Source organism: Armatimonadota bacterium (assembly GCA_023511795.1).
Lineage (GTDB): Bacteria > Armatimonadota > UBA5829 > DTJY01 > DTJY01 > JAIMAU01.
In genome coordinates this window covers 15,540-33,512 of record JAIMAU010000003.1, presented here as the reverse complement: position 1 = coordinate 33,512, position 17,973 = coordinate 15,540, and the positions used below count along the sequence as shown (strand labels likewise).

The following is a 17,973-nucleotide window of genomic DNA, read 5'->3' as shown; positions in this document are numbered from 1 at the left end:
ATGAGCCTACATAAACGCCCACTTTTTATTTTTACGATTACTTATATCGCAGGCATTATTTGCGCTGTCCAAGCGCATATGATTCGCTCAGCCGGTTTCTGGATTTGTGTATGCATCTTGTTGCTGGGGTTTTCTTTCATTAAAGGACCTTTCCCTCGCTATGCACTTATTCTAGGATTATTGTTATTTACTGTCGGATTCATTCGAACCTCTCTTTATCTAAGAATCCCCAATAATGATGTATCGTTGTTTGCTAATGGCAGGCTAGTTCATGTTGCGGGCAGGATAGTTTCTGACCCGGAACCACGTGGAGACAGAGTGCGCTTTATCTTGGAAGCAAGCAGGATAAAGACTTACGCAGGCGAGTTTCCAGTTCGTGGGAGAATCATGGTGACCGTTTACCATACTAAATATATGCCTAAGCCTCAACAGGTGCCCTTCTTTGGTCATATGGTTACCATATACGGTAGGTTGCGCCACCCGTTTCCGCCTTCGAATCCAGGGGCTGTTGACTACCGTAGCTATCTGGCAAGATTGCGTGTTTATTCCACCCTTTCGACTTATTACGATAACATCGCCATCAACAAACAAAATACCGGTGGTTTGGCGGTGGTTATAGCGCGGTTCAAAGATGCGTTAATGTCCAAAACAACTGAAATGTTTCCCCAAGTACAAGGACAACTGCTGCTTGGGATACTGCTTGGCAACTATTCGCTCTTGCCGCTGGATATACAGACGGTGTTTATGCGTAGCGGAACTATGCATCTTTTTGCCCCATCCGGATACAATTGCGTGGTTATTATCACAATCTTAGGTTGGATAGTGCTTCAGCTCACGATACCTAGGTTTTGGCGGCATTTAATCTTGATAGCTTCAGTTTGGGTTTTTACTCTTCTCGTGGGAGCAAGTCCATCGATTGTGAGAGCGGCGGTTATGGTAACAGCCCATTTATCATCATATTTATTTTGGAGATCAACCGACCTGCCGAATGCTGTAATGCTAGCTTGTTTAATCGTGACGGGTTTGAATCCGCTGAGCCTCTATCATGTAGATTTTCAACTTTCATTTGTTGCGGTGATTGCGATTATACTCGTTATGCCGTTACTTGAGCCGATGGGAGAGAGTGTCCTCGGTAGCCCAAAAACCCGTAATGTCAGCCGCGGGGCTTTCTTGGACAGGGTTATAGTCTTGGGTGCGAAAAGCATTGGTGGGGCGGTTTTTCTGTCTATAGCTGCCACTTTAGGAACTATGCCGATTACAGCTTATTATTTCAATTATTTTTCTCTTGTTTCTCTTATTGCGAATGCCTTTATTGCACTTTTAGTTTTAATACTAACCGCTAGTAGTATAGCAGCGCTTTTAATTGGCTTTCTAATTCCACCACTTGGTCACATTGCGGCGGTTTTTCCTAGCTGGATAGCGGCGGTCATGCTGGGGGTAGCTGGTGAATTGGGTGGACAATCATGGTCGTCGGTTTCGGTAAGTTCGCCACCTCTGTTGATAATTGTACTGTATTATGCTGTGCTGTTAGGAGTCCTCGAAAATGCACACAAGAATATTTTATGCCTACAGAAGAGCTATAACCTTACTTAGTCTGGCAATTGTTATCCTTGTAATTTGGTTACTTACACTGTCGCCGAGAGAAAAGGTGCTAGAGGTAACTTTTCTAGATGTTGGCCAGGGTGATTGTATTTTTGTTCGGACTCCCAGTGGGCATACAATGCTGGTAGATGGCGGAGGGCAAGCTGATACGCCTGAGGACGAAACTATTGGCCTTCGGGTGGTCACTCCTTTTATTCGAAGCATTGGGCTCAACCGGGTTGACATAGTAGTGCTTACACATCCCCATGATGATCATTTGCAGGGATTAATCAGGGTTCTAAAGGATTTTGAAATTGGAATGGTACTTGACCTCGCAGTACCTCATCCGTCTCAGGCATATACGGCTTTTCTAGATGTAATCAGCTCACAGAAAATTGATTATCGTAAAGCGTTGCGAGGACAAATGATAGACTTTGGCGATGATGTGCGAGCAGAAATTCTTAATCCGCCAAAACTACATTTTAAAGGAACTGGAGACGATCTAAACAATAACTCAATTGTTCTGCGTCTTACATACGGCCACCAAAGCGTCCTTCTTGCTGGTGACGCAGGCATTGAGGCTGAGAAAAGCATGATATCAGCTGGTTTGCCGCTAAGAAGTACAGTACTTAAGGTTGCACACCATGGAAGCGAGAATGCAACTAGCGAGGAATGGGTTCGGGCAGTTTCGCCAAAAGTAGCTGTGATAAGTGTAGGTCGAAACAATCCGTTCGGCCATCCATCAGGCAATGTGCTACGCCGTCTTGAGGTGGCAGGAGCTAAAGTTTACAGGACAAATCATGGCGGTGCTATACGCCTAAAAATAACGCCTAATGAATGCAAAGTTAATTCCTTCATAAAAGATCCTAGGCAATAAAAGGTATGCTTTTTGTACTAATACTGCATTAGAAATTCGTCCCAACTCGTATTTTGCGCAAAAGCAATTTGTGAATATTTTGCAGAAAAAGCTCCTGGGTCGGAAATATAAATTGAAATGCCATGTGCATTTGCTACCTGATTGCCTGCGTGTCTCTCTGCGATAATTGAATTTTCAACAGCATTTGTTACTTCTTTTGCAATCGACCGGACCTGTTCAGTAGTTGCTTGAGTGCTCAGTAGGTGAGCAAAATTATAGAGATCCTTATAATCGTTGTAATACATTCTCTCCCTATCGAAATATTGCACGGTTTGTTGCACACTCCTGACGACCGAGCGCTCATTGTTCAAGTTCTCCAGAATGGCGCTTCCAAGGCGGTCAGTTGCATTGGCCAATTCTTTAATTGCAGAAAGCTCAATAGCTGAGGCAGTAATAGGACCTGAGGTGCGATTGATATAATAGTCAACGAAATTGTTCACAATTAAAACGCTGAATTCGTAAGGCGTCATTCCAGGCTTCGATTGCAAAGCAGAGAGGAGCAAATGGTAAGGTTGACCAGCAGCTGGTATATTATCTTCTGATGCAATCATGATGTCGGCATTGTCATCGATTGCATAGGCAACCTCTAGCATACCCATAAGACATGCATCGAACAATACAATATCCAATCTAGGACCTGCAACAAGTGCCAAGTGAAGCTGTTCGAGGTTCATTTCCCTCATAGACGATTGGTCGTAATTGATGGCTTTGATTGAAGATTCTGGGGTTAACATTGTGGCGCGGGTTTGCCAGCCTCTTCCATGATTCCATAGCACTAGCACAAAATGATCTGCTGGATAGTTTTCTGAACCCCAGCGGATAAAATTTCTAAGGACGGATTCTGACGACATATCAAGCTCGCCCATGTCATCCAAAAGTATGGAACCAATGTGCGACGTGTCGGAATCTCGGGTGACATAGTATCGGCGTGTAGTTGTCCAATTGCCATCGCTTGAATCAAATCCAGATGAGCGGTCAATCTGAACGACGATGGCAACATTTTTATTCGAGCCAATTGCTTCTAGTTCATTAAGGTCTTGGAGAGCGTACTTTTCAAGGTCATTATCTGCACACATGTAAACTAGAAATGTCCATTTTTCGGTAATATTGCTGGTTCCACAGCCACTGCTTCCGCCGCAACCTGTAGCGATGATTGCAATTAAGAAGGTGAGAAAGGTTGCGGAGATTAGCTTATTTCGTGGCATAGATTCCTCACTTTCTTTTCTTTGCGCCAATTATTCTAAGTGGTGAAAATGACTTCCCATACTGATTATGTCTGGATTGTGATTGAGATGAGTCTAGCATTGCTTATAAGGGCTGTCAACCGCAAGAGATTTGCCCGTACAAATGCTTGTTTTAACCTCTAGACACTCGATTTGTAGCATTAAAATGACAATAATTTGTGATAGGAGACGATTTGACGGCCGGCTTGCAGAGGGGAAACACATGCAACTGATAAAGCTTGAAGATATCGTGGCGAATGCCAAACAACCTCGAAGGACTTTTTATGACCACAGTCTGGAGGAGCTTGCCAAGTCCATTAAGGAACGAGGTGTGCTGGAGCCAATTGTGGTTCGCCCGAAGGACGGAAAGTATGAGATAATTATGGGCGAGCGGAGATATAGAGCTAGTAAGATTGCAGGCTTAACAGAGATACCCGCCATTGTCCGCGAAGTAAGTGATGAGGATGCATCCACGGATGCTTTGCTTGAAAACTTTCAGCGTGAAGACTTAAACCCTATTGATCGTGCACATGCAATTGAATCGCTTCTTAGTTTTATGACTTGGGAGAAATGTGCTAAAACGCTTGGAGTAAGCGAGAGCACACTTCGTCGCCACCTTGAATTGCTCGAGCTACCAGAAGCTGTCCAGCGTGAATTGGTTGCTTCGTGGGATAAGAATTCTTGCAGTGGCTTTACGGAAGCGCATGCGCGGGTCTTGCGCGCTCTTAACTCCGACCCTGTTACTCAGCAGCGGCTAGTTGAAAAAATAAAAAACGAGGGCCTATCGGTCAATGAAACTCAGCGCTTGATAGATGCAATAAGCAACGTCCCTGAGAAAAAAGAGGCATTCCTTCGCGTGCCACTTAGGGTTACAGAGGAAATCTTAAAGCAAATTGGGAAAGCCCATCGGAAAGCCAAACCCTTTAAACCACAGACTGCAGAACAACATTTGGCAAGTTTAGAGAAAACAGCTAATCAGCTTTGCTCATTGCTGGATGAACGATTGTTTGAATTTCTAAAAGTGGAGACAATGAATCAGTTGCTTAGTAGCTGTGCTACATGTTTGGATGAATTAGAGAAGTTTGTGAATAGGCTAAGAATTACACTTCAAAAACGACAGGATGGCTTTAAAGAAGTTTATATTCATTGTCCACTTTGCGGCAGAATCGAATTAATAGGGAGTCTCAAATGTAGCGTTTGTTGGAGTGTTTTGCGCCGATGCATTGATTGTGGGAATTATGATAAAACCTATCAGCGGTGTTCGATAACTCAAGATTATGTTTATTTATCTGAAGCAGAGTCACCTCGGGAGGATTCAAAGTCGTATAAATGTAGCAACTACAAGCCGCGGTTTGAGGTAAAAAAGGCGGCATAATTCTGATTTAAAATTGCAAGCAATCGTTAGGGTGTTCCTATAAAAAAGGACACCCTTTTTGCTTATAAATGGCTAAGCGTTAAATACCACCCACACATATTAAGCCGAAACGTTCACTGATTGTTTGACAAATTCTTCTGAAAAAGTATGTTCCCTTTCAAGAAAGCATATGGGTGTTTAGAGGTATAAAAGCCTTTACAGTGTAAAGGTTATATAAAGCATAATCGAATTGCCCCTTGACAAAGCTTCTAACTTTATATATACTACTAAGGCAATTTATCCGAAGACCGGCGGTGTGCCGGCTTCCGCGGTAGGAGAAAGGAGGTACTAATGAGTAGCAACGAAGGCGCCCGCGACTACGTTGGCATACGACGCAGTTTGGGCGGGGGTTCGCTAGGCGAGTTGGAAGCCCAGATAATGGATATTGTTTGGAATCTTGAACCTCCTATTACTTCAAGCCAGGTCTTCAAGATAATGTATCCGCGCCGTGAGCTCTCGTATTCTACTATTATGCTTACTATGGCGAAGCTCTCCAGAAAGGGCATTTTGACTCAGACAAGAACGGGAACCAAAAAGACCGACCCATTCGTCTATAGCCCAAATATCAGCCGTGAGGAAATGGGGGTCAAGCTCATGGATGAAGTTGCGCGGAAGGTTCTGGGCAAGCCACTAAATGAGGCGCTTCAAAGCCTCTGTGGTGGTGCGGTTAGTTTCGAACGCCTAGCAAAGCTAATAGAAAATGCTGAGAGTAAAATCAGCAAGATGACCAAAGGATAACTTTAAATTACCGTCAAATGGAAAAGGCCACCGCTTAACTTGCCCGGGGTAATCTTTAATAAGACCGGGCTATTTCCATTTTAAGGGCACATTTCATTTGATTTTGCAGGTTAAAGGTCGTAGCGCGTTTAAACTTCATATAGTGGATATTGAGAAAAAATCATAAATCCAAGCACTTGATTATTTTACTATCACCGTTATTCTGTTGAAAAGGAGATGGAAAAGTCTTGAGTACTGAAAAGCTGGCGATTGAAGGCGGAACCCCTGTACGAACAACTCCACTGCCCAATGTTGGCAATAAATCGGGCCGAGATATGGGCAGGGAAGAGATCGCAAATCTTACGGAGGTGATAAATTCCGGTAGTCTCTTCCGCTATGGAGGCAAGTTTGTTGCTCAATTTGAAAAAGTATTTGCCGAGATGTTGGGAGTAAGACACGGCATTGCTTCTACTTCTGGCACGGCAGCAATCCACATCGCAGTCGCTAGTATTAATCCCAACCCTGGCGATGAAATCATAACATCCCCAATAACTGACATGGGGACGCTGATTGGAATTTTATTTCAAAACGCCATTCCTGTTTTTGCTGACCTTGATCCAGAAACATACACCCTCCTACCAGATAGCGTTGAGGCATGTATTACAAGCAAAACGAAGGCTATTATACCTGTTCATTTGTTCGGCCAAATGTGCGATATGGATCCCATTTTGGAAATAGCAAAGAAGCATGGCTTGAAGGTAATAGAAGATTGCTGCCAGGCTTACTTGGCTGAGTACAAAGGGCATCTAGCGGGAACTATGGGCGACATTGGCTGCTTCAGCCTTCAACAGTCGAAGCACATGACTGCTGGCGACGGCGGAATTACCATTACAAATGATGATAATCTTGCTAATCGTGCAAGGCTCTTTATGGATAAGGGTTGGCCACGCGAACCGGGTGCGCGAGACTACATGTTTCTTGGCATTAACTACCGCATGAATGAGCTATCTGGAGCGGTGGCTTGCGCTCAGGTGGAGAAAGTAAAAGGCATAGTTGAGCGAAGGCGCAAAGTTGCGGAAGGAATAACTCAACTTATTGCTGATGCCCCTGGCGTTAATCCTCCTGTTGTTCGCGAAGGATGCAAGCATTCGTGGTGGTTATACCCTATCACCATTAATGAGAAGATTCTTAACGTTACTCCTCAGGAGTTTTGCAAAGCTTTGACGGCAGAAGGTGTGCCAGCTGGCGTGGGGTATATCGGCAAGCTGATATACATGTCGCCGGTTTTCCAAGAACGCATGACCTATGGGACATCTGGATGCCCATTCACGTGCCCAAACGCAAACCCAAGGCAATATCGTGAGGAAGACTGCCCGAATACCGTCGAAATTCTTAGGAGGATTATCACCCTGGGTTGCAACGAGTTTTTTAGCGAGCAAGATATTCAAGATGTTGGCCACGCAATCAACAAAGTTGCCAGGTACTATGCTGGGAGGAAGTCATGAATTTCTCGGTTGTGGATATAAACACCCATTTTGGGTTCCTGCCATATCGCGATACTGATGTATCACTAGGTACACTTCTAAACTCTCTTCGAAAATTCGGTGTGTCTGCTGCCTTAACCTATTCGCTTAAAGGGGTTAGTTATGATGTAGAGGAGGGAAACGACGAAACTTATGCGGTGGCACAAGCACATCCTGAGCTTGTGCCAGTTGCAACCGTTGATCCCCGCAGGCATATTGGCGTCATTGAGGAAATCGAGAAGCGAAAGAAGCAGGGGTTTGTGGCTCTCCGAGTTTTCCCCGAAGCCCAGGGTTGGAGAATTTCGTCGGCAATGTTCCGTCCAATTCTTCGAACACTAGAAAGCCTCCAGATGCCCCTGATTGTGAGTGGCGCGGGAAGTGGAACCCCTACTGAAATTCTTCAAGCGGTCCAAGGGACGACTATCCCTGTGATAATGTGTGGCATTGGTTACTTCAACCTTGCAGAGGCGCTGGCTGTTTGTGCCGAACATCCTCAACTTTACATCGAAGCTCAGATTATAGACACACCCGATGCCCTCAAGGTCGGCGTTGAAGCTATTGGCGCAGAGCGATTTTTGTTTGGGTCGAACCATCCTTCGTGTTCGATGAGAGCTTCGCTAAACGCTGTCAACGAGGCATATCTTACAGATTTACAGAAAGCGTTAGTTTTCGCTGAAAATGCTCGGAGGCTCTTCCCTGATCTTCCTACGAGAAGTGGGATTAGCCTTAACCTTGATAAGCCATTCGAAGGCACGCCTATTATTGACGTTCACGCCCACTATGGCAAGTGGCCGTTCCCAATGAAAGGTACTGGCGTAGATTTCACCCTTGACCTAATGCGCAGGCGTGGAATTTCGAAAGTCATTCTTTCATCAAGCTATGCTATTGTCTATGACTTCGTTGAGGGTAACGCGCAGATGGAAAAGGCAATTGAGGGTCATCCAGAGCTTCTAGGCTATATTACTGTAAACCCAAACTATTTCGATGCATCATGCCGTGAATTGGAAAAATACGCTAAGAAACCCAATTTTGTCGGCGCAAAGATTCATCCTGCTTATTGCCGCATCAGTATCAACTCTCCTAAAACCAAAGCAATGGTGCGCAAAATCCAGGAATTTGGCCTGCCCCTCCTCATTCATACTTATGGGGCGGGGATGCCAAGTCAGGCAGAAGAGCTTGCACAACACTGTCCTGACCAGCCGATTATTATGGGTCATGGAGGTGCAGATGCGTGGCGCGAAGCAGCCGAGGCTGCCCGACGTACGGAAAACCTTTATATGGAGTTTTGCAGTAGCGTACTTGAGCACGACAAAGTCCGACGTTCTATAGACATTGCAGGCGTAGACAAAATCCTCTTTGGTAGCGACATCGACCTCATCCACCCGGGCTTTATTGCAGGAATCTATGAAGAAGCTGGTTTGACACTCGAGGAGAAAGAGAAGATACTTTATAAGAATGCAACCCGGGTGTTCAACATTACACTCTAATATCAAATTCTCTTTCACAATTAGTGCTAAGGCTAAGCATTTGATATGCATATCAAATGCTTAGCCTTGGCAATCTATCGTAGAGGCAGTCTGATAATCCATGGCTGAAAAAAAAGTGCTAAGTCTGCCTGTCTTGCTGCCGCCGGCATATGAAGAATGTGACCGGTGCGTGGGCAGGTTGCGCGATTCCCTTTTGCAAATAGAAGGCATTTTGTCCGTTGAGGTGGACAGGGAAAACTCAACTCTCACCCTTGCTTATGACCCTCATCTTGCAAGGATGGAAGATGTCGAGCGGAGGGCGAAGCACATAGGAGTGGAAATTGGAGAGCGATTTGAGCACCTGACGCTTACGCTTGTTGGCCTTGACTGTCCTGATTGTGCCATAAAACTGGAGAAAAATATTGGCCGCATGAATGGCGTTCTATGGGCTTCAACGAACTTTGCTGCATCCAAACTATCTGTGGAGTATGAGCCTCGGATTGTGAATGCGTCAGACGTCGCCAAAAAAATCCGTCAGCTAGGTTACGATGTTCGGGAAGCAGAGGCTGAGCTTGCTGGACAGCCTCAGCGTGAGCAACGCGAGATTATTGCACCGGAGCAAGTAATTTTCACAAAACACGTTGCAATAACATTTATTGCGGGGCTTCTGTTGGTAGTTGCAATTGCTCTTTCCACAGCTAATCAGCTCATTCTCGCTCGGATTTTATATGCAGCTTCTGTGGTGGTAGGAGGATACTATGCGGCTCGGGGTGCCTTCTACAGCCTGCGGTCCTTCGTATTGGACATGAACTTTCTAATGACACTTGCGGCAATCGGCGCAATTGTCATTGGCGAATGGTTTGATGCCGCAATGGTGATGTTTCTTTTCTCGCTTGGAAATACGCTAGAGGCTCGAACTATTGAACGAGCGCGTGATTCGATTCGTTCATTAATTAATCTTTTCCCAACCAAGGCGACTGTCAAGCGAAATGGTGGTGAGGAGCAAGTAGATATAAGCTTAGTTAAGGCGGGGGACGTTCTAATCATACGGCCTGGTGAGAGAATACCGACCGATTGCGAGGTAATCTCGGGTAGATCCACGGTAGATCAGTCGCCTATTACTGGCGAGTCTACTCCAGTGGAGAAGACTATTGGAGACTTGGTGTTTGCCGGTACAATTAACCAAAGAGGTTCATTGGAAGCTCGTGCTGTTGCCACCGCCGAAGACAATACGCTGGCAAGAATCCTGCATCTAGTTGAAGAGGCTCAGGCAGAAAAAGCGCCAACTCAGCGATTTGCAGAATTGTTTGGCAGGTATTATACACCGGTAGTTGTTGGGCTGGCGGTTGTTATTGCTCTGGTTCCACCGCTCCTTTATAACGCAATGTTTCGAGATTGGCTCTACAGAGCGTTAACTCTTCTTGTTGTGGCTTGTCCTTGTGCGCTTGTTATTTCTACTCCTGTGGCAATAGTCTCGGCGATTGGAAATGCTGCAAAAAAAGGCATCTTAATCAAAGGCGGAACGCATTTGGAGACTGCCGGTGGAATCCGAGTGGTGGCATTTGATAAAACCGGCACGCTAACTACCGGAGAGGCTAAGGTGACTGACATTATTCCAGCGGGCAACTTCACACGCGAACAAGTGTTGTCTCTTGCAGCGGGTGTAGAGTCAAGGTCGGAGCATCCGTTGGCACAGGCGATCTTGCATGAGGCTCGTAAGGAGAATATAAAGCCCCATGAGGTTACGGATTTCGAAGCGCTGACCGGAATGGGCGCTGCGGCAAAGTTAAACGGCGATGTGTGCATTGTTGGTAATACGCGATTAATGGATCAATTCGGCATAGAGTATACTGAATATACGGATAAAGTCAGGACTTTTCAACAAGATGGCAAGACTGTTGTAATGATTGCCTATAATCGAACGCTTGCGGGAATTATTGCTTTGTCGGATACTGTGCGAGAATCGGCTAGGCGAGCGTTCGAGGACTTGAGAAGCGCAGGGGTTGAGCGTATTTTGATGATTACTGGCGACAATGAGGCTACCGCGCGGGCAGTGGCGAGGGACTTGGGGGTAGACGAGTACTACGCAGAGCTTCTGCCTCAGGACAAAGTTGATATTGTTCGTTTGCTAGTTGAAAGGTTTCATAAAGTTGCAGTCGTTGGCGATGGTGTGAACGATGCACCAGCGATGGCAGTAGCAAGTCTCGGTGTCGCAATGGGTGCGGCAGGGTCGCCGATTGCTTTGGAAACCGCTGACATTGCTTTGATGTCCGACGATTTAAGTCGTCTTCCTTTTGCAATGCGCTTGAGTAGGCGAACACTTGCTACTATAAAAGAAAACATAGCATTTTCTTTGTTGATAATTGTTGTTCTCGTTTGTACGGCACTCTTAGGGTGGTTGAAACTTTCGCTCGGAGTCTTTGGCCATGAGGGAAGTGCGCTGCTAGTCATTGCAAACGGCATGCGCTTATTGAGATTTCGATAAACCAATGCATGATCAATCGTTATTAGACCCTAGTCATACAATTGCCTTGCGGGCGGTAGTTGCAATGTCTGCTGCGTCGGTAGGTGGTTTGGTAGGCATTGCCTGGAACCGAGTCAGCCATAAAGTGTTGTGTGGAATGGTTAGCCTTGCTGCTGGTGCACTTCTTGGGGTTACCGTGTTGCATATCATACCTGAGACGGTTGAAATTCTTGGCGCCTGGCCTTCGCTAGCGAGTCTTGTTGCAGGTTATCTCTTATTCGCAGCTATTGGAAAGTATATATATTTTGTATGCCCAGCTTGCGCTGCGTCGGCAAGCGAACATGAAACCGGATATTTGAGGCTGGGGATACTCCTAATGATTTCAATGAGTATCCACAGCACTGTTGATGGCCTGGCAATTAGCGCTGGTTCAAGGACATTTTCTGTAGTGGGAATAATGATTCTGCTGGCGGTCTCGTACCATAAGGTCCCCGAAGGGCTTGCACTTGTGAGTGTGGCACGGCTTTCAGGTTATGGGCGGGCAAAGGCAATTTTTATAACACTTCTTATTGAACTTACAACCGTTTTCGGGGCGTTCATCGGGCTATTACTTTTCTTTGAAGTACAGCAAACGCTCTTAGGCGTTATTCTTGGCTTCGTGGCTGGGAGCTTCCTTTATACGGTCGGGTTTGCTCTCATCAAGGAGATGTTTGCGCATGAAAAGATATCAATTTTTATATACCTTGGCTTAGGTTTTGCTTCGATGGTTGTTTTGAGCGAAGTGGTATCAAGTCTCGGCGTCCATGTTCACTGACCTAGCGGTTTGGTGATTGTATAACAACTTTGCTCAGTTTATCAAGGCGCCGTTGAGAATCTAAAGCAATCTCCCTAATTTCGGACTCGCGCTGAAAATCTCGCTTTCCACTTGCTTCTAGGATATCGCCGACTTCCTTTAACGATTTTTCAAAGCGTTCTATTCTATCTAGCGAAAGTTTGTATTCTTGAGCGGCCCTCACTAGGTTGCCTTCTTTTTCAAGTTGTTTTGCAATGGCATGATGAGCGAACACATATGCAGTTTCAACAAACTCTGGCATTGCTCTAATTTGCTCGCATGGGCTGTTTTCAATTTCTATCATTCGATGGTAGGCCTTTAAAGCTTCGTCTGGACGACCCATGCGTTCGCAAAGTTTTGCTTTGGCATAAAGAACCTGAACGGCATTTTGGTCCCATGCTAGCGCTTTATGATATGCATTCAACGCCTCTTTGTCTTTGCCGGCAAACTCATATAGCTTTCCAAGTTGATAATAACTTTTAGCTGATGTTGGTGTTCGCTTGGTAGCAAGCAATAAGAAATGTTCTGCTTTTAGAAGGTCGCTTGCATCATGCCGAATACTCGCGCGGGCGGCATATGCTTGCCCAAGTACACTCATGTGCTCACTGTCAAGGTAGTCAAGCCGCACGGCGGTTCGGTAGGCGCAAATTGCTTCGTCGAGATTGCCGTTTCTCACCAAAGAATTTCCTCTAAGCTCAAATTGATGTGCCGTGATGGCGAGTAGCGATAAAATAATGCCGCAGATAGTGAGACAAAATAAGAAAACTACTACAGCTTTGCGTGTTTTGTGTCCTGAGGAAGTATAAGAAGGTTCTGATGCCAACGAAAATCCGATGCCAAGTATCGCTGCAAATGAGAAACCAATTGCTGAGATATACCAATCAGAATCAACAAGATTCCTTGCGACTGATGCGGCAACACCGCCCAGAATGCCACAAAGCATTAATTGCTTGTGCGGTAGCCAATCATCACAGGTCGATTCATCCCTCTGCTGTTGTCTTAACCCAGCAGTCATTAGAGAGAGGTAAACAGTTCCAATAAGTAGCACTAAAACGATGGGAGCAGACATGCCAGATTCAGAGGCGAGCTGGAGATAGCTATTATGTGCCATCTTCGTAAATCCAACATGTGCATATTTGGGATATATCAGCTCAAATGTTCCAAGTCCCGTACCGGTAATTGGGTGCGCCTTTATAATTCGAATTGTGCCTTTCCATGTTTCAATGCGAAATGCGCCTGAATAGGACTCCGACCGCAGTGTAGAGACGCGGCTAGTTAGGGGTTTTGAGAAGAAAGTCAGGACCAAAAGCGACGGTAGAATGAGCGCTACGAGCTTTGCGGCTTGGGTTTTTTGGAAAGATCTGCCGGCTAGCGCGAATAATAGGCAAAAAACAACGCCGCCGATTGCGCAGAGCGTGCCGAGTCTCGAACCTGTAAGCAATATCGCTCCTAAAATGCCAAGAAACCCAACCCCTGCCGCTAGAGAGATACCTTTTTGGTTTGGTGAAAGATACCAGGTCAGTATTATTGGCAAGACCATGGACATGAAGCCAGCTAGGAAATCTGGGTTGAAAAAAGTTGCAAAAGTTCGCCAATCTGACTTTGCGGACAAAAGGTATTCTCTCACGCCGAGTGTTGACACAATAAATGCGGATGCCAAAAGAGATGCAAGTATTCCGAGCGCCATTCGCTGGTCGGGAAGGCTTGCAGTAGCTGTAAATATCAGTAAATATGCCATCAAGTTCAGGACCGAAAAAAGGGTTTTGTGAATAGATACTGTGTTTGCAAATGAAAGCAGTCCTAGAGCAAATAAGATAATAGAGAGCCAAAGCACAGAGCCTTTTCTTATTTCTGCAGAATTCTTTAACACCCTTGCCAAAAGTATCATACCTGTAAAAAGGGCAAGTATTCTCAGTATTCCTGTGCCAAATGGGTCGAGTTTGCCCCCAATTAAGGGAGCAAGAAATGCAATTATGGCAAGAATCCACACTTGGCAAATCAGCAGATAGTCTTGCTGTTCAGTCTTTGGCATTGGCTTGAGGCTCACTGCTTTGCTCCTTTTTCATAGCTTCCCTTCTACCTCTGAGAGTCAGAAGCCTTAAGAATGTCTGGATGTAGTTGTTAGCTATGAATAGAGTAGCTCGTGCGAAAATTCCAATCGGGATAATCACTCGAATTGGGAGCGACCACCTATCGGCATAGTGTTTCTTGTAGAATGCATACATGCTTTGATGAAATGTTAAGATCATCTTATTTGGCGCTTGGTCACTGCTTTTCGCTAGGAAATGGATTATTTTAGCCTCAGAAAAGTAGATTGCCTTCCATCCTTTTTGTTTTGCCCTATATGCAATATCCACATCCTCGCAATACATAAAAAAGCGCTCGTCAAGCAAGCCAATCTCGTCCAACATTTCTCGTCGAAGCATAAGCGCTGCACCCGAAAGCCAGTCAACTTCGCGCGGAGAGCTGTGGTCCCAATCTGCCATTAGGTATTGCTTAACATACTGGTTATTTGGAAATAGCCTTCCTAGGAAAGTGTTTCGGAATAACGCAGCTAGCGGGGTGGGGAAGCGCCTTGCTGAGCTTTGGAGGGACCCGTCAGCGTTTAGTATCTTTGGGCCAAGCAAGCCTGCTCTGGGATTTGAATCGGCGAATCTTACTAATGCAGAAAGTGCGCCAGGCTGGACTTCAGAATCAGGGTTAAGAAGCAAGATATATCGTCCATTGCTTGCTTTAATTCCAATATTGGCAGCGCGTGAGAAACCTAAGTTGCTGGTGTTTTTAATCAGTTTCGCTTGAGGAAATTCACGCTCCACCATTTCTTGGCTACCGTCGGCAGATGCATTATCAACTACGATAACCTCCATGGCTGAAATTCTATCGAGCTCAACAGATGCAAGACATTTCCGCAAATAAGAGCAAGTATTCCAATTTACTATGACAACTGACAAGTCAATCTGCATTCTATTTCTTCTCGCTTCCAAGGGAGCGCATCCTAGCTACAAAAAACGAGTTTACAGTGATTGCTAGCATTATGAACCAATACACAACTATAGGCAGTTTATTTCTATAATGCTTTTCATAGAAGCGTTTTAGCGCCCTATGTGATTCTACTGCCATTTGGGCTGGTGCTTGACTTGTGCTTGCACCACCGTGGTGAATAACCTCGGCTAGCGGAGTGAAATATATCTTCCACCCTTTTTCTTTCGCGCGGTAGCACCAGTCAACTTCGTTGAAAAATATCGGGAATTGATTATCAAACTCGCCTACATCCTTAATTGCCTGGCGAGAAAGAAGGAGGCAGGAGCCCATTGGCTGGTCTACTTCAGCCTCATGCGAATAGTCAAAATATCTCATTCGGTAGGAACCGAAAAGTTTGCTTCTGGGAAATAATTTGCTTATGCCGGTGTATTCAAATAACAGACCAAGAGGCTTGGGGAAAGACCTACATGAACGCTGGACTTTTCCATTTGGGTGAACTAGTCGGCACCCCACAGCTGCTGCTTCAGGGTGGGCTTGTCCGAATTCTAGAAGATTATCGAGTGCTCCGTTTTTAACTTCGACATCTGGATTAAGAAGGAGTATGAATTCACCCTGTGCCGATTCAATCGCCTGATTGTTTCCTTGAGCATAGCCTACGTTCTCCGAGTTGGCTAGCAAAGTGACTGTGGGAAACTTTTCTCTGACCATTTGTGCGCTTCCATCAGTTGAAGCATTATCTACTACCAATATCTCAAACTTAGCGTGTGGCGGGTAGGTGTAGAGCGATTTTAAACAGCGCTCTAGATAGTCTCTTGTGTTCCAATTCACAATAACAATTGACAAATCCATAGAAGATAACTATTTAAAGAAACGTTGAAAATGCGCCAAAAGTTCCGAGAGGCTTCGAACGATGAGGTCGGGTTTTTCCTTGTCAAAGAAGTCGTCAGGTCGGTCTGGGCGGAGAAAGCCAACTGTAAGCGTGCCGGCTGCTTTGCCCCCTTGGATATCCATCCAATGGTCGCCAATCATCACAGCTTCTGAGGGTTTGGCGCGGAGGGCATTGAGTGCTTGGAGCAGATGGTCCGGATGCGGTTTGGCGTTCTTGACGTCATCGCGTGTGAGCAAGACGTCCACTGATATACCAGCTTTGGCAAGGGATATCTCTACCGCTCGCCGAGAGTTTCGCGTGACAATTCCAACACCAATGCGCTCTTTCTGCAAAAATTGAATAAGTTCTCGAGCTCCAGGTATTTCCTTGGCTTCGTCTATTCGTGCAAGTTCCATCTCCTCAAGCTTTTTAAATGCTTCGGAGCGAATGGCTTCTGCTGGGGCATACGAATGGGCAATGACATAATCTACAATAGCAAGCAGGTCTAGACCAGAAACCTCATGCTCCGAGATTCCATGCCTACTGGCTAGGGCAATGAGCTCGCGACGCATGCGAGCGAAATCTATGTTTGTCTCGATAAGTGTGCCGTCTAAATCAAAAAGCGCGGCACGTATGCCATTAAACAAATTAGTCATTTGATTCATTATATGGTTTGTTTTGCGTTAAGGTCAATTCAGTGATTGGCTGGCGTTAGCAAATGCTTGATGGAGCTTTATGATTGCTGATTTAATATAATGCGTTGTTGTTCACTGGAGTAGGCTCGATGGAACAATAAAGGGAACTCTTCCCATTGAGTTCCCTTTATGTTTTTAAGTTGGACTTGGTATTGCAATAAAACTCTGTTGTAAGCTTTTGCTTTTATATTTCCTCTATTTCATAATTAGTGCTTCCCAAGCCCCGGCGCTCGCAGGCATAAACCTGAACATAGGGGTCAACGCCGTGTATCTTCTTAAACAAGTGGCCTTCGATATTGCGCAAAATCAGCCAAGGGATAATTGTATTAGGTAGCAAATTGCGATAATCAATGCTGTCCAGAGTTGCTTTCTCGACTGCCACTATGTCATTCGAGGCAAAAATTCCTATGTCAGGAACCAGACTTGGCGTTGTCATTCCTGCGCAATCGCACAATGGTGTTATATCTATTGCAAAGTTAATAAATGTAGCGTTTCCGTTAGGGAACCTATTTAGGACAATTTCGGTTGCAATTGCCATGACCTCTTGAAAATCATGGGCGATTTCTTCGCGGATGCTTAGGGCACCTTGGGGACATATTTCGTTGCATTCCAAGCAAAAGTTGCATTCATGGAATCCCACGTGTAGCTTCTTGTCGTCAGCAAAACGCATGCATTTTACTTTGCAGTTTTCTACACATAAGTTACATCCGTCGATGTAATGAGTACACTTACTAGCATCCCAGTAGGTCTCGGCATGTTGGACCATATGCATACAATGGCGTGATTTTGCCACCATTGAGCCGAGCGCAATGTTCTTAATGCTTCCGCCGTATCCGCTGTTCCCATGGCCTTTTGCGTGGGCAAGGCAAACTAAGAAATCAGAATCCCATATCTCGCCTGCAATTTGGAATTCCTCCAAATTTTTATAATTGATCTTGTGGGTGTAAACGTACTTATCATTCAAACCAGCCTCTGGAATAATCGGGCAGCCAAGCACTTCAGGTGTGTACCCTCTTTCAGCAGCAGTGAGCACCCAATGGAGGTTGTCTGTAATAAACGGCTTACCGCCTGCAGCTTTTATGAAAGAGATGACACGGCGCACAAATACCGGATGGATAGTCGAGTAGCCTACGTTTCCACCCAGGTGCATTTTTACGCAGACTTTTTTGTCTTTGAGCTTTTCGGCGAAGTCGAGACGCTCCAGGATTATATCAAGCTTACCCGGCAATGTTTGCTTCCAGGTAAGCTCGCTCATACGTGCAGAAGCAAAGAGGACCTTGCTCATAGCTCTT

Annotated in this window: 14 protein-coding genes; 8 read left to right on the top strand and 6 right to left on the bottom strand. The window is 45.5% G+C overall.

What is annotated here, in order from left to right; all coding sequences use genetic code 11:
* Both K6T99_04465 and K6T99_04460 read left to right on the top strand, forming a co-directional pair.
* Nucleotides 1-1,593 carry a ComEC family competence protein gene (locus K6T99_04465; protein ID MCL6519060.1) on the top strand — a complete coding sequence of 531 codons (1,593 nt, stop codon included), beginning with the start codon at nucleotides 1-3 and terminating at the stop codon, nucleotides 1,591-1,593.
* Nucleotides 1,544-2,458, top strand: a complete 915-nt coding sequence (locus tag K6T99_04460) for an MBL fold metallo-hydrolase (GenBank protein ID MCL6519059.1) — start codon at nucleotides 1,544-1,546, stop codon at nucleotides 2,456-2,458. The genes K6T99_04465 and K6T99_04460 overlap by 50 nt, the downstream gene beginning before the upstream one ends.
* A 17-nt stretch (nucleotides 2,459-2,475) precedes the next feature.
* On the opposite strand, the gene K6T99_04455 is transcribed toward K6T99_04460, so the two are convergent.
* A complete protein-coding gene (locus K6T99_04455) occupies nucleotides 2,476-3,702 on the bottom strand; it encodes a hypothetical protein (GenBank protein MCL6519058.1) in 1,227 nt (408 codons plus the stop codon).
* 184 nt (nucleotides 3,703-3,886) lie between these two features.
* Between K6T99_04455 and K6T99_04450 the strand changes: the two genes are divergently transcribed.
* The 6 genes from K6T99_04450 (at nucleotide 3,887) to K6T99_04425 (ending at nucleotide 12,118) form a co-directional block, all read left to right on the top strand.
* Nucleotides 3,887-5,095, top strand: a complete 1,209-nt coding sequence (locus K6T99_04450; GenBank protein MCL6519057.1) for a ParB/RepB/Spo0J family partition protein — start codon at nucleotides 3,887-3,889, stop codon at nucleotides 5,093-5,095.
* A 330-nt stretch (nucleotides 5,096-5,425) separates the two neighbouring features.
* The gene (locus K6T99_04445; GenBank protein MCL6519056.1) at nucleotides 5,426-5,872 is read left to right on the top strand and encodes a BlaI/MecI/CopY family transcriptional regulator; all 447 of its coding nucleotides are present in this window, start codon (nucleotides 5,426-5,428) and stop codon (nucleotides 5,870-5,872) included.
* 314 nt (nucleotides 5,873-6,186) lie between these two features.
* Nucleotides 6,187-7,356: a DegT/DnrJ/EryC1/StrS family aminotransferase gene (locus K6T99_04440; GenBank protein ID MCL6519055.1), complete on the top strand. Its 1,170-nt coding sequence runs from the start codon at nucleotides 6,187-6,189 to the stop codon at nucleotides 7,354-7,356.
* Complete coding sequence (locus K6T99_04435; protein MCL6519054.1) at nucleotides 7,353-8,861, top strand: amidohydrolase family protein; 1,509 nt, start codon at nucleotides 7,353-7,355, stop codon at nucleotides 8,859-8,861. The genes K6T99_04440 and K6T99_04435 overlap by 4 nt, the downstream gene beginning before the upstream one ends.
* A 100-nt stretch (nucleotides 8,862-8,961) precedes the next feature.
* Nucleotides 8,962-11,325 (top strand): cadmium-translocating P-type ATPase, encoded by a 2,364-nt coding sequence (cadA, locus tag K6T99_04430; GenBank protein ID MCL6519053.1) that lies wholly within the window; start codon nucleotides 8,962-8,964, stop codon nucleotides 11,323-11,325.
* A 64-nt stretch (nucleotides 11,326-11,389) separates the two neighbouring features.
* On the top strand, nucleotides 11,390-12,118 hold the full coding sequence (locus K6T99_04425; protein MCL6519052.1) for a ZIP family metal transporter: 729 nt from the start codon (nucleotides 11,390-11,392) through the stop codon (nucleotides 12,116-12,118).
* Between the two features lies 1 nt (nucleotide 12,119).
* Here K6T99_04425 and K6T99_04420 read toward each other — a convergent pair whose 3' ends face one another.
* The 5 genes from K6T99_04420 to K6T99_04400 form a co-directional block, all read right to left on the bottom strand.
* Complete coding sequence (locus K6T99_04420; GenBank protein ID MCL6519051.1) at nucleotides 12,120-14,183, bottom strand: O-antigen ligase family protein; 2,064 nt, start codon at nucleotides 14,181-14,183, stop codon at nucleotides 12,120-12,122.
* Complete coding sequence (locus K6T99_04415; protein MCL6519050.1) at nucleotides 14,155-15,099, bottom strand: glycosyltransferase family 2 protein; 945 nt, start codon at nucleotides 15,097-15,099, stop codon at nucleotides 14,155-14,157. The genes K6T99_04420 and K6T99_04415 overlap by 29 nt, the downstream gene beginning before the upstream one ends.
* Before the next feature lies 1 nt (nucleotide 15,100).
* Nucleotides 15,101-15,967: a glycosyltransferase family 2 protein gene (locus K6T99_04410; protein MCL6519049.1), complete on the bottom strand. Its 867-nt coding sequence runs from the start codon at nucleotides 15,965-15,967 to the stop codon at nucleotides 15,101-15,103.
* 9 nt (nucleotides 15,968-15,976) lie between these two features.
* Nucleotides 15,977-16,642, bottom strand: a complete 666-nt coding sequence (locus K6T99_04405; GenBank protein MCL6519048.1) for an HAD-IA family hydrolase — start codon at nucleotides 16,640-16,642, stop codon at nucleotides 15,977-15,979.
* Nucleotides 16,643-16,865: 223 nt separating this feature from the next.
* Complete coding sequence (locus K6T99_04400; protein MCL6519047.1) at nucleotides 16,866-17,966, bottom strand: DUF362 domain-containing protein; 1,101 nt, start codon at nucleotides 17,964-17,966, stop codon at nucleotides 16,866-16,868.
* Nucleotides 17,967-17,973 lie beyond the last annotated feature (7 nt).

Bases quoted from the DNA above. Each gene is read 5' to 3' on its own strand.
- cadA (MCL6519053.1), top strand. From the start codon at position 8,962: ATGGCTGAAAAAAAAGTGCTAAGTCTGCCTGTCTTGCTGCCGCCGGCA.
- K6T99_04410 (MCL6519049.1), bottom strand. From the start codon at position 15,967: ATGGATTTGTCAATTGTTATTGTGAATTGGAACACAAGAGACTATCTA.
- K6T99_04455 (MCL6519058.1), bottom strand. From the start codon at position 3,702: ATGCCACGAAATAAGCTAATCTCCGCAACCTTTCTCACCTTCTTAATT.
- K6T99_04460 (MCL6519059.1), top strand. From the start codon at position 1,544: ATGCACACAAGAATATTTTATGCCTACAGAAGAGCTATAACCTTACTT.
- K6T99_04440 (MCL6519055.1), top strand. From the start codon at position 6,187: ATGGGCAGGGAAGAGATCGCAAATCTTACGGAGGTGATAAATTCCGGT.
- K6T99_04435 (MCL6519054.1), top strand. From the start codon at position 7,353: ATGAATTTCTCGGTTGTGGATATAAACACCCATTTTGGGTTCCTGCCA.
- K6T99_04450 (MCL6519057.1), top strand. From the start codon at position 3,887: ATGACAATAATTTGTGATAGGAGACGATTTGACGGCCGGCTTGCAGAG.
- K6T99_04445 (MCL6519056.1), top strand. From the start codon at position 5,426: ATGAGTAGCAACGAAGGCGCCCGCGACTACGTTGGCATACGACGCAGT.
- K6T99_04415 (MCL6519050.1), bottom strand. From the start codon at position 15,099: ATGCAGATTGACTTGTCAGTTGTCATAGTAAATTGGAATACTTGCTCT.
- K6T99_04400 (MCL6519047.1), bottom strand. From the start codon at position 17,966: ATGAGCAAGGTCCTCTTTGCTTCTGCACGTATGAGCGAGCTTACCTGG.
- K6T99_04405 (MCL6519048.1), bottom strand. From the start codon at position 16,642: ATGACTAATTTGTTTAATGGCATACGTGCCGCGCTTTTTGATTTAGAC.
- K6T99_04465 (MCL6519060.1), top strand. From the start codon at position 1: ATGAGCCTACATAAACGCCCACTTTTTATTTTTACGATTACTTATATC.
- K6T99_04425 (MCL6519052.1), top strand. From the start codon at position 11,390: ATGTCTGCTGCGTCGGTAGGTGGTTTGGTAGGCATTGCCTGGAACCGA.